This window comes from Arthrobacter methylotrophus, from assembly GCF_039539965.1.
Classification (GTDB): Bacteria; Actinomycetota; Actinomycetes; order Actinomycetales; family Micrococcaceae; genus Arthrobacter; species Arthrobacter methylotrophus.
In genome coordinates, this window is record NZ_BAABED010000001.1 from 275,743 (window position 1) to 287,783 (window position 12,041).

Below are 12,041 nucleotides of genomic sequence, written 5' to 3' on the forward strand. Positions count from 1 at the left end.
CTTCTGAGAGACCCCCATGCCGGATATTCTCTTAGGGGCTTCACGAGAGTCAGTGGTCATCGGAAGGGATGCAATGAGGCATCCGCGGTGGAAAGAGGGTTTATGTCTGGCATTTTCGAAATCTTGGCAACAGGGGAGCAATCCTTTCGATTCCGGCTCAAAGCCGATGATGGAACCATCGTGGCGGTGTCGCCCAAGTTCCCGGATATCGCGGCCCTCGTGGCCGGAATCCATGCAGTCAGGGAGAATGCCGCCACAGGATTCGTGGTGGATCACCGCTCGCTCGGAGCGCAATAACAAAATCGGCGGTGGCGCTCATAGGGCGCCACCGCCGATTTTTTATTTCGACACTTAGGACTCGCCGCCTGCACCACCGGTCATGCCGGCGGTGACGTCCAGCAACTTGTACCGGTCAATGGCGTACGACGGCGCACTCGGGTCGACCTCGCCCCTGGCCGCGAGGAGTTGGAGGGTTTTGGTGACGATGGAGTGGGTGTCGTTTTTGAAGTAGCGGCGGGCGGCTTGGCGGGTGTCGGAGAAGCCGAAGCCGTCGGCGCCGAGGGAGGCGAATTCGTTGGGGATGAATTGGCGGATTTGGTCGGGGACGGCTTTCATGTAGTCGGTGACGGCGATGACGGGTCCGGTGGCGTTGGCGAGTTGCTGGGCTACGAAGGGGGTGCGGGGTTCGTCGCCGGGGTTCAGGAAGGCGTGTTCTTCGGCGGCGAGTCCGTCGCGTCGGAGTTCGTTCCAGGAGGTCACGGACCAGACGTCGGCTGAGACTGCCCAGTCGGTGGCGAGGATGTGTTGGGCTTCGATGGCCCAGGGGACCGAGACGCCCGAGGCCAGGATGTGTGCGGGGGGCCGGTTGGTGTGTTGGTCTGCTGGTTCCGCGGGGGAGAGGAGGTAGATGCCTTTGAGGAGGCCTTCGGTGTCGAGGTTTTCCGGTTCCGCGGGTTGGCTGATGGGCTCGTTGTACACGGTGAGGTAGTACATTACGTTTCTATCGGATGCGGCTTCGGTTCCTTCGCCGCTTGCGGCGGGTCCGTACATGGTTTCGAGTCCGTGGCGGATGATGTGGCCGATTTCGTAGCCGTAGGCGGGGTCGTAGGTGCGGACGGCGGGGTTGGTGGAGGCCAGGATGGGGGAGTGGCCGTCGGCGTGTTGGAGTCCTTCGCCGGTGAGGGTGGTCCGTCCTGCGGTGGCGCCGATGATGAAGCCGCGGGTCATTTGGTCCGCGGCGGCCCAGAAGGCGTCGCCGGTGCGTTGGAAGCCGAACATGGAGTAGAACACGTAGATCGGGACGAGGGGTTCGCCGTGGGTGGCGTAGGCGGTGCCGGCGGCGGTGAACGCGGCGACGGCGCCGGCTTCGTTGATGCCGGGGTGGATGAGTTGTCCCATGGGGGATTCCTTGTAGGCCAGGACGAGGTCCCGGTCCACGGAGAGGTAGTTCTGGCCCTTGGGGTTGTAGATTTTCGCGGTGGGGAAGAACGCGTCCATGCCGAAGGTGCGTGATTCGTCCGGGACGACCGGGACGAAGCGTTTCCCGAAGTTCTTGTCCCGCATGAGGTCTTTCAGGAGCCTCACGAAGGCCATGGTGGTGGCGGCTTGTTGTTTGCCGGAGCCGCGTTTGGCGACGTCGTAGGATGTGGCCTCGGGCAGGGTGACCGGGGTGTGGGTGTGGCGGCGTTCGGGCACGGGCCCGCCCAGGGCCGCGCGGCGTTCCATCATGTACCGGATTTCCGGGGCGTCGGGGCCGGGGTGGTAGTACGGGGGCCGGTAGAGGTCGGTGTCGAGTTGTTCGTCGGTGATGGGGATGCGCAGGTGGTCCCGGAAGGCTTTGAGGTCTTCCATGGTGAGTTTCTTCATCTGGTGGGTCGCGTTGCGGCCTTCGAAGTGGGGTCCGAGTCCGTAGCCCTTGACGGTCTTGGCCAGGATCACGGTGGGTTTGCCCTTGAACTCGGTTGCGGCCTTGTACGCGGCGTAGACCTTGCGGTAGTCGTGGCCGCCGCGTTTGAGGTTCCAGATCTGTTCGTCGTCCAGGTCCGCGACCATGTCCTTGGTGGCCGGGGTTTTCCCGAAGAAGTGTTCGCGGACGAACCCGCCGGACTCGGCCTTGTAGGTCTGGTAGTCCCCGTCGACGGTTTCGTTCATGATCTTCACCAGGGACCCGTCGGTGTCTTTGGCCAGGAGGGCATCCCATTCCCGGCCCCAGACGACCTTGATCACGTTCCAGCCCGCGCCGCGGAAGAATGCTTCCAGTTCCTGCATGATCTTCCCGTTGCCCCGGACCGGTCCGTCCAGGCGCTGGAGGTTGCAGTTGATCACGAAGTTCAGGTTGTCCAGGTTCTCGTTCGCGGCGAGCTGGAGCAGGCCGCGGGACTCGGGCTCGTCCATTTCCCCGTCGCCCAGGAACGCCCAGACCTGCTGGTCACTGGTGTCTTTCAGGCCGCGGTCGTGCAGGTAGCGGTTGGACTGGGCCTGGTAGATCGCGTTCATCGGGCCGATGCCCATGGACACGGTGGGGAATTCCCAGAACGCGGGCATCAGGCGCGGGTGCGGGTAAGAGGAAAGGGCGTGGCCTTGTTTGGACTTTTCCTGCCGGAACCCGTTCAGGTCCTCTTCCGTGAGCCGGCCTTCCATGAACGCCCGGGCGTACATGCCCGGGGACGCGTGTCCCTGGAAGAAGACCTGGTCTCCGCCGCCGGGGTGGTCCTTGCCGCGGAAGAAATGATTGAAACCGACCTCGTACAAGGTCGCGGCACCGGCATAGGTCGAGATATGCCCGCCGACCCCGATATCGGCCCGCTGCGCCCGGTGCACCATCACGGCCGCGTTCCAGCGCATGTATGCCCGGTACCGTCGCTCGAATTCCTCGTTGCCCGGGAACGGCGCTTCCTGGTCCGCCGGGATCGTGTTCACGTAATCAGTCGTCGTGACCATCGGTACCCCGACCGACTGCGAACCCGCCCGCTGAAGCAGGCTACGCATGATGAACTGCGCCCGCTCCGTGCCCTGCTCCCTGATCAACGCATCCAAAGACTCAACCCACTCGGCAGTCTCTTCCGGATCACGATCAGGCAGCTGGGAAGTCAACCCGCTAAGGATGTGTGAGGTCTCTTCTCCTGCAGCCACGTCCAACCTCTCTTCATTGAATGTCTGGGCGCTTGCACTGTAGTGCTCGCTGAAACGACATGGAAATTTCGTAATGTGAGAATAAAATTCTGTATTTTGAGATTAGCCACGAGCCCGCTCAGCGTCAATCTGTCGTTACGGAGACGAGTGCCCGCAAGGCCTTTCGGCGTCAGGCTGCCGTTTGTGACCGCCGTCGGGCGCGCAGCCCTTGACCAATGGTGACGTAGCTCATACAGTTATTCCACTATTCAATAACTAGATTCCACGATACGAAAAGCCTTATTCCCTCTCGCAGTGTCTCGGAAGCCTAGTTGCAGCACCACAAAGAAGTGGAGATCCACGATGCAAGCGACTCCCCCAGTCGGCGTCACCACGGCCCCGGAGCAGACCGCGCTGCCAGGCAGCTCCGTCCATCCCTCAGTAGGAAATGAAACACTTTGCGAGGTAGCCTCCGTCGCAGCAGGCCGGACCATCAGCTCCAGCCTCTACAACCTCGACCTCGCGCCCACGAAGAAGGAGGGGAGGCGCTGGACCAGCTACAGCATCTTCACCCTCTGGGCCAATGACGTCCACAGCCTTGGCAACTATGCGTTCGCCATCGGCCTCTTCTCCCTTGGCCTGGGTGGATGGCAAATCCTCGTTGCCCTCGGCATCGGTGCGGTTTTGCTGTTCACACTCCTGACCTTCTCCGGATTCATGGGCCAGAAAACCGGAGTCCCCTTCCCCGTGATGAGCCGGATCAGCTTCGGTATCCGCGGCGCGCAGCTGGCCAGTCTGGTCCGCGGCGCCGTAGCCATCGCATGGTTCGGAATTCAGACCTATCTCGCCTCCGTAGTACTCCGTGTCATGCTCGTCGCCATGTTCCCCGGACTGAAGAACATGGATGCCAACTCGATCCTGGGATTGTCCACCCTCGGTTGGATCGCCTTCGTGTCGCTCTGGATTGTCCAATTGGTCATTGTCAGCTTCGGTATGGAAATGATCCGCAAGTATGAAGCCTTTGCCGGGCCCATCATCCTTGCCACGATGCTGGCCATTGCCATCTGGGTGTTCGCGGAGGCCGGGGGCGCCATCCAATGGTCCGGCATCAAAGGCCTCGAGGGCGGCGAGATGTGGCGCACGATCTTTGCCGGCGGCGCTCTCTGGGTCTCCATTTACGGAACTTTCGTCCTGAACTTCTGCGACTTCACCCGTTCTTCGGTATCCAGGAAGTCGATTGTCCGCGGCAACTTCTGGGGCATTCCCATCAACATGCTCCTGTTCGGCGCAATCGTCGTGATCATGGCCGGCGGGCAGTACAAGATCAACGGCAAGATCATCGAAAGCCCCTCGGACATTGTGCAGAGCATCCCCAATACGCTCTTCCTGGTCCTGGCCTGTCTTGCCTTGTTGATCCTGACGATCGCGGTGAACCTCATGGCCAATTTCGTGGCGCCCGTCTACGCCCTGACCAACCTCCTCCCCAAGCACCTCAACTTCCGCAAGGCAGCTTGGGTCAGTGGAACTATCGGCCTGATCATCCTGCCGTGGAACCTCTACAACAACCCGCTGGTCATCGTGTACTTTCTGGGCGGACTCGGCGCGCTGCTCGGCCCGCTGTTCGGCGTCGTCATGGCCGATTACTGGCTCCTGCGTCGGGGCAAGGTCAACATCCTCGACCTCTACACGGACCATCCCTCCGGGACCTACTTCTACAAGCGGGGCGTCAACCCCCGGGCGATCGCCGCCATGGTTCCGGCCGCCGTCGTCGCAGTCCTTATCGCTTTCCTTCCCGCGCTGGAGGCCGCAGCGCCGTTCGCTTGGTTCTTCGGCGCCGGCATCGGGGCGTTGTGCTACTACCTGCTCGCAGACAAGAACCAGAGGCACAGCGACGTGTCCGGCGAGCCGATCGCCGTCGTCAGCAACCACTAGCACCCAACTGACTCGCAGTTAACGTCGTTTTGAGCCCTCAGAACGACAATAACTGCGAGTCAGTTGGGCCACCCCGGGCCACCCCGGGCCACCAATCCAGGCCCGCAATCCAGGAGCAAGCCATGCGCATCCTCGTCGCAAACGTCAACACCACCCAATCCATGACCGACTCCATCGCAGGCCAGGCGCGGACCATCGCGGCTCCCGGGACCGAGATCATCGGCCTCACGCCGCGATTCGGCGCTGATTCATGCGAGGGGAACTTTGAAAGCTACCTCGCTGCCATCGCCGTGATGGACCGCGTGGTCAACTACCCCGAACCGTTCGACGCCGTCATCCAGGCCGGCTACGGAGAGCACGGCCGCGAAGGACTCCAGGAGCTCCTCGACGTTCCAGTGGTCGACATCACCGAGGCGGCGGCCAGCACCGCGATGTTCCTCGGCCACAAATACTCCGTCGTCACCACGCTGGACCGGGCGGTTCCGCTCATCGAGGACCGTCTCAAGCTCGCCGGGCTGGATGCCCGCTGCGCATCCGTCCGTGCGAGCGGCATGGCCGTCCTGGAACTCGAGGAATACCCGGACCGCGCAGTCGAAGCCATTGTGGAACAGGCCGAACGCGCCGTGCGTGACGACAAGGCAGAGGTCATCGTCCTCGGCTGCGGCGGCATGGCGGGCCTTGACGAGCAGATCCGCCAACGCTGCGGAGTGCCGGTGGTGGATGGAGTGGCCGCCTCGGTGACTATCGCCGAGTCGCTCGTCCGTCTGGGGCTGTCCACGTCCAAGGTCCGAACGTATGCCACGCCGCGCCCCAAGACCGTCATAGGCTGGCCACTGACCGTCACAACCACGACGACGGCGGATGCTCCCGCCGCGCACTAGCTCAACAAACAGGAGAACCGCGTGAGCGAAACCATCCCCACCCGGCCCCGCGTCGCCGTCGTCACCGGAGCCGGCTCCGGGATCGGGCGGGCAGTCGCCCGGCTTTTATTGGCCGAAGGCTACAGGGTTGCCCTCGCCGGACGGCGGGAAGCGCAGCTTCTCGAGACGGCCGAAGGCCACACCGAGGCGCTCGTGGTGCCATGCGACGTAACAGTGCCCGACGACGTCGCGCGCCTTTTCGCCGCCACCCGCCAACGCTGGGGGAGGGTCGACGTCCTGTTCAACAACGCGGGCATCTTCGGCCCTTCCGGGGCAGTGGACGAGATCAGCGTGGACGAATGGAATACCACGTTGGCCGTGAATGTCACCGGCTCCATGCTGTGCGCGGCCGAGGCAGTCCGGATCATGAAGTCGCAGGAACCGCAAGGTGGCCGCATCATCAACAACGGCTCCATCGCGGCACATTCTCCGCGGCCATTGTCCGTGGCGTATACCGTGAGCAAACACGCCATGAGCGGCCTGACCAAGAGCATTGAGCTGGACGGGCGTCCATATGGCATCAGCTGCGGGCAGATCGATATCGGCAACACCCGCACCGAAATCATGGACACCATCGGCGTGGGTTCGGGGGCGCTCCAGGCCGACGGCAGCAGGCGCGTGGAGCCGATGTTCCCTGTGGAGGACGCGGCCCGCGCGGTGCTGATGATGGCAAACATGCCGGCGTCGGCCAACGTTGGATCCGTAGTGGTGACCGCCGCCGGGATGCCGTTCGTGGGCCGCGGTTAGCTCGCTGGGGCTTGAAGCGCGGCGTCATGAAGCCCGGCGTCATGAAGCCCGGCGTCTTGAAGCCCAGCGTCACGCGAGGCAGGTTTTTAGCGCCTTCGGGATGGCTGTGGGCTGGAAATACGCGGGCGCGGCCGCGTCCGCCTGCCAATAACCTGCTCGGTGTGACGCATCTCTTCGCGTTTCCCCCCGGATACCCCCTCAGTCCTAACTGTGGGGGTATTTCGCGTCTCCAGGGAGGAGCGTCAGACCGATTAATTCCATAATATGAAAATTAGATTCCCTCTTGTGGAACGGTGTGAGCGGGATTACATTGAATTCATCCCCGAAATCGGGGGGTTTTCCAAACTGATTGGTTCAGATCAATGAAGTTTCCAGACTCTGCGGCGCTGAAGGCGAGTTCGGCTCCGCGGAAGAAGAAGCCACTGTACAAGTCGCTCTTCTTCCAAATTCTGATCGCCGTCGTCGCAGGTGTGCTCATCGGCCATTTCTGGCCGAACATCGGGTCCACCCTCCGGCCACTGGGCGATGGTTTCATTCAACTCATCAAGATGATCATCGCTCCGCTGATCTTTCTCGTGATCGTCACTGGAATCTCGGCAGTGGGCGACGTCAAGGCGGTCGGAAGGGTCGGAGTCAAAGCCCTCCTGTACTTCACCGGCGCCACGCTTTTTGCCCTGGTCTTCGGTCTGATCGTGGGAAACCTCGTTCAGCCCGGTGCCGGACTGCACATTGATCCGAGTACCCTGTCGCAGGATGCGCTGAAGGCCCAGACCGGCAATGCGGCGCCGCCCAAGGATGCCGCGTCCTTCATCCTGGACGTGATCCCCACCAGCGTCATTGGGGCTTTCGCGAACAATAGCCTGCTCCAGGTCCTCTTTTTCTCGGTCTTCTTCGGCGCGGCAATCGTCGTTATCGGACGCGAGCGCTGCCTCCCCGTCATCAGCCTCATGGAAACCGTCCTGGAACTGATCTTCAAGATCATGTCCTGGATCATGAAGGTGGCCCCCCTCGGCGCTTTCGGTGCCATGGCGTACATCATCGGCCAGTACGGACTCGACACGCTTGGCACGTACGCGCTGCTGATCGCCTCCTGTTATGGAGCGGCCATCGTGTTCATCGCCTTGCTGTTCCTCGTCGCCTGGAGCTTCGCGAGGGTGCCGCTGTGGCAATTCTTGAAATACACCCGGGAAGAGTTCCTCCTGGCACTCGGCACGGCGTCCACGGAGTCCGTGCTCCCGCGCATCATGACCAAGCTGACCAACGCAGGCTGCTCGCGGGCCACCACCGGCTTGGTGGTCCCCACGGGCTACTCGTTCAACCTCGACGGCGCCGCGATCTACCTTTCGATCTCCCTGCTGTTTCTGGCCCAAGCCTTCGGCCACCACCTCGATCTCGGCCAGCAGCTGGCAGCCCTGGGTGTCCTGCTGCTGACGTCCAAGGGCATGGCAGGCGTACCGGGATCGTCGTTCCTGGCGCTTTCCGCCACGGCAGCGGCCCTCGGCATCTTCCCGGTTGCCGGCGTCGCCCTGCTCCTGGGCGCCGACCGCCTCATGGACTCCATGCGCGTCGTCGTGAACCTCATGGGTAACTGCGTAGCCACATTTGTGGTGGCGAAATGGGAGGGGCAGTTCGACCGCGACGTCATGGTCCGCGCCTTCCGCGGCGAAATCACCAACGAGGATTCCGCCATCATGCTCGGAGCCGAGGCCGTTTTTGAGGAACAGGAAATCGAGCGCCTCAGCGAAGGACGCGAGCCTTCGCCGAAGTTCCGGGGCGGCCCCAGCTCGGATGAGATCCCGCAATTCGAAATGATCAAACCGGGCCAGCACCAGAGCCCTACCGTCAGTCCAGACTAGGCCCCAGGCTCCAGTTGAGCGCCCCACGAGACCGTCGCAGGGCGCTCAACCGCGAAAAGGCTCACGGAAGCGGGAGCAGCTCCGACAAATCCGCGCGCAGACCCGAAGCGGCTACCCGGCCGGCGTCGACGGCGGCGGACCACGCCAAGCGTCCGGTCACCAATTCGAGCCAGGTGGCGGCGTCGCATTCAATGACATTAGGTGGGGTACCGCGCGTATGCCGGGGGCCCTCCACGCACTGGGTGACTCCGAACGGGGGCACCCGGACCTCAACCGAGTTCCCGGGGGCACGGGCGGTGAGTTCCTCCAGCGAGTAGCGGACCGCAGTCGCCAGCACCGTGCGCGACGGCGGTGTCCCGGGTGCTGTTTCTTGCCCGACGGCGGCCTGCCATGCCGCCAGTGCCGCTCGACCCTCCGCAAGGTCGATCCGGCGTCGTGCGATTGCCATCTTCCGGGCCTCCAATCAGTCCAGCAGCGCCGAGACCGCGTGGCCCAGACGGATCCGGCCGACCGAGTGGCCACCGCCGAGGACGGGCTCCACGACCTTTTCGAGCACGCTCGAGACACCGGGAATATCCACGGCGCCAGCAACAGCGAGAAGCGTCAGCCCAACAAGGGTGGCTGCGCGGGGGTTCCCATCGAGGATTTTCACTGCAACGGAGGCACCAGTGGGCGTCGACATCACCAGGACTCCTTCCGCCCCGCCTTTGGCAAGCACGTCGAGTTCGTCCATGACGATCGTGTTCGCCTCGCCTCGGCCCTGTACTGCCCACGGGTAGTCCAACATGGACGTGGCGATGGTTGCTGCACGGGCATTGGAGCTCTGATCCTGTGGGGCCTGTGCGAGGCGCGAATACGCCCGAGCCAAGCCGGTGAGGGAAAGTGCGGCCACCGGCGCCCCGCAGCCATCGATGCCCAAGTGTGCAATCTTCTCGCCGCTGTATTCCTCGATCACGGACCGCACACGCTGCTGCAAGGGGTGGTTGGGTTCGAGGTAACTGTGTGTGTCCCAGCCGTTCTCGGTGCAGGCCCAGAGGAACGCTGCGTGCTTGCCTGAACAATTGAAGGCCAGCTTGGACTTACCGTGCTCGGAACGGATCAGCCAATTGCGGGCGACTTCGTCCTGCGGCCACGCCGAAGGGCATTGCAGCTGTTCTTCCCGGACACCGGCGGCTTTGAGCATGCCTTCCACCACGTCCATGTGGTCCAGCGAGCCCACATGGCTGGCGCAGGCCAAAGCCACCTGGGCGCCGCGCAGTGGCACGCCCGCCTGCATCGACGCGAGGGCCTGGAAAGGCTTGAGCGCGGAGCGGGCGTAGATGGGGGTGGTGATGTCGCCGAGCTGTGTCACTACGGAGCCGTCACCCGAAAGGACGACGGCGGAACCGATGTGGCGTGATTCGATGAAGCCGCTGCGTTCAATCACTGCCAGTTCGACGGCGGAATCAACACTGAAGGTTTCATGCGAGCTCAAGGGCATGAGGCAAGTCTAGGGTGCAGGAACTGTCTTCCCGAGTTACTCCACGGTCACCATAACGGACTGCCACCCGGAGGCGCCGTCCGGTACAGGGTCCGCACGCGTTTCGGTCTGCAGTTCGCCCGTTCCGTCGGTGGCCCGGACCTTGATGTAGTGAGGCCCAGGTGTGGCGTCCCAAGTGTAGGACCACTGCCGCCACGTGACCACGGATGCCTCGGCCGCAAGGGTGGCTTCGGTCCATACGCCGTTGTCTATCTGGACTTCGACCTTGGTGATGCCGCGCGTCTGGGCCCAGGCGGTGCCACCCAATGCGACCTTGCCAGCGGGCACCTTGGCGAAGGACTTTGGCACTTCGAGGCGGGCCATGGTCTTGATGGGACCGCGCTCTGACCATCCGCGGTTGGTCCAATAGCCTTTGTTGTCTGCGAATCGGGTGACTTCCAGGTCCACCACCCACTTGGTCGCGGAGACGAAGCCATAGAGCCCGGGAACCACCATGCGAACGGGGTAGCCGTGTTCCAGCGGCAACGGCTCGCCGTTCATGCCGATTGCGAGGATGGCGTCCCTGCCGTCCTGGAGCACTTCCAGCGGAGTGGAAGCGCTGAAGCCATCGACCGAGGTGGAGAGGACCATGTCCGCTCCGGCTTGGGGGCGGGCCCGTTTGAGTAGCTCGCGGATGGGCATGCCCAGCCATTTGGCGTTCCCGGCCAGGTTCCCGCCCACGGGATTGGACACACAGGCGAGCGACACGTATGTCTCGATCAATTCGGCGTCGAGCAGGTCCTGGAACGTCAACCGGACCTCCTGCTCCACCAGCCCGTGGACCCGCAGCTCCCAGTCCTGGGCGCTGATCTCAGGAACGCTGAGCGCAGTGTCGATCCGGTAGAAGTCCTTCGATGGGGTGAGCCACGGGGTGACTCCCGGCGTCGGGGACTGGACATCCGCCGGGACGGGAGCCGCCGCCCGGGCCGGAGTCGGGAGCTTCAGCGAATCCCGGGCCTGGGCCACATTGCTGCGGGCGGCGCTCAGGAACCGCCCTCCGCCAGCTGCGATGGCCGCGGCCACAGCCGTGATGCCAGTAGCGGCGAAGAAAGTTCGGCGCGTGGTAGTGGGGCGTTCGATGCCTTTGGCCGCGGTGTCGGCGGGGGCGTCGGGGAAGGCATGCAGCCGCCACAATCGGGTCACCAGGAGACGGAGGACAAAGAGTCCGGCCAGCGTGCCGATCACGCTCGGTATGGCATCCACCGGTTTCACACTGGCTCGGGTCACCACGGCTGCCACGATCACCGCTCCCATAGCCAGAACGCCCACCACACCCAACCCCCAATTGCGGAAGGCCACGACGCCTAGAACGCAGGCCAACACGAAAATAGTCAGGCCCATGCCGACAAACAGGGCGGCCTTGTCATTGGTGCCGAACGTGGTCACGGCGAAGTCCTTCATCCACGGCGGTGTGAAGTCGATGAACGTGGACCCCAGCGCAATCACGGGAGTAGCCCGGGCCGTGAAGAAGGCGCCGATCAGTTCCGCAACGGCAAGTACGACGCCGGCAGCGACCACCCCGGCCAAGGCAGCCAACGCGGTGGGTCCCCTGAGCGAGTTCCTGAGCTTCTTCATGCAGGTTGTTCGTAGCGGGAGCATTCCGGGATGGGTGTTGACATGCGCTGCTTTGGTGCTGGTTTGTGGACATGCGCTGTGCTGGTGCTGGGATTTGGACATGCGCTGCGTTGGTGGTCAGGAATGGGCATGTTGCTGGAATGTCCATTGCTTGTGGCCAAGGGTGGGCATGTCCCTTCGTGGAGCGCGGGGCAGGGGTGGACATGTGCTGCGTTGGTGGTCAGGAATGGGCATGTTGCTGGAATGTCCATTGCTTGTGGCCAAGGGTGGGCATGTCCCTTCGTGGAGCGCGGGGCAGGGGTGGACATGTGCTGCGTTGGTGGTCAGGAATGGGCATGTTGCTGGAATGTCCATCGCTTGTGGCCAAGGGTGAGCATGTCC

9 protein-coding genes are annotated in these 12,041 nt (G+C 63.2%); 5 read left to right on the top strand and 4 right to left on the bottom strand.

Translation table 11 applies throughout. From position 1 onward, the window contains the following. The first annotated feature begins 102 nt into the window (after nt 1–102). Nucleotides 103–297 (top strand): YegP family protein, encoded by a 195-nt coding sequence (locus tag ABD884_RS01410; protein WP_345034556.1) that lies wholly within the window; start codon nt 103–105, stop codon nt 295–297. A 54-nt stretch (nt 298–351) separates the two neighbouring features. On the opposite strand, the gene aceE is transcribed toward ABD884_RS01410, so the two are convergent. Continuing rightward, entirely contained in the window at nt 352–3,132 is a 2,781-nt protein-coding gene (gene aceE / locus ABD884_RS01415) for a pyruvate dehydrogenase (acetyl-transferring), homodimeric type (RefSeq protein WP_345034569.1), read from the bottom strand. Between the two features lie 342 nt (nt 3,133–3,474). Between aceE and ABD884_RS01420 the strand changes: the two genes are divergently transcribed. From ABD884_RS01420 to ABD884_RS01435, 4 genes are all read left to right on the top strand, one after another. After that, the gene (locus tag ABD884_RS01420) at nt 3,475–5,043 is read left to right on the top strand and encodes an NCS1 family nucleobase:cation symporter-1 (RefSeq protein ID WP_345034574.1); all 1,569 of its coding nucleotides are present in this window, start codon (nt 3,475–3,477) and stop codon (nt 5,041–5,043) included. A 122-nt stretch (nt 5,044–5,165) separates the two neighbouring features. Further along, a complete protein-coding gene (locus ABD884_RS01425; protein ID WP_345034584.1) occupies nt 5,166–5,924 on the top strand; it encodes an aspartate/glutamate racemase family protein in 759 nt (252 codons plus the stop codon). 21 nt (nt 5,925–5,945) lie between these two features. Then, entirely contained in the window at nt 5,946–6,710 is a 765-nt protein-coding gene (locus ABD884_RS01430) for an SDR family oxidoreductase (protein WP_345034593.1), read from the top strand. A gap of 362 nt (nt 6,711–7,072) precedes the next feature. Continuing rightward, nucleotides 7,073–8,566, top strand: coding sequence for a cation:dicarboxylate symporter family transporter (locus ABD884_RS01435; protein ID WP_345034600.1), 1,494 nt, complete (start codon nt 7,073–7,075; stop codon nt 8,564–8,566). A gap of 61 nt (nt 8,567–8,627) precedes the next feature. On the opposite strand, the gene ABD884_RS01440 is transcribed toward ABD884_RS01435, so the two are convergent. From ABD884_RS01440 to ABD884_RS01450, 3 genes are read right to left on the bottom strand one after another with little or no spacing between them, the layout of a single operon-like run. Beyond that, nucleotides 8,628–9,014, bottom strand: coding sequence for a sterol carrier family protein (locus ABD884_RS01440; protein ID WP_345034606.1), 387 nt, complete (start codon nt 9,012–9,014; stop codon nt 8,628–8,630). A gap of 15 nt (nt 9,015–9,029) precedes the next feature. Then, entirely contained in the window at nt 9,030–10,046 is a 1,017-nt protein-coding gene (locus tag ABD884_RS01445; protein ID WP_345034610.1) for an asparaginase, read from the bottom strand. Nucleotides 10,047–10,082: 36 nt separating this feature from the next. Then, nucleotides 10,083–11,660, bottom strand: coding sequence for a molybdopterin-dependent oxidoreductase (locus tag ABD884_RS01450; RefSeq protein ID WP_345054361.1), 1,578 nt, complete (start codon nt 11,658–11,660; stop codon nt 10,083–10,085). Nucleotides 11,661–12,041: the final 381 nt, after the last annotated feature.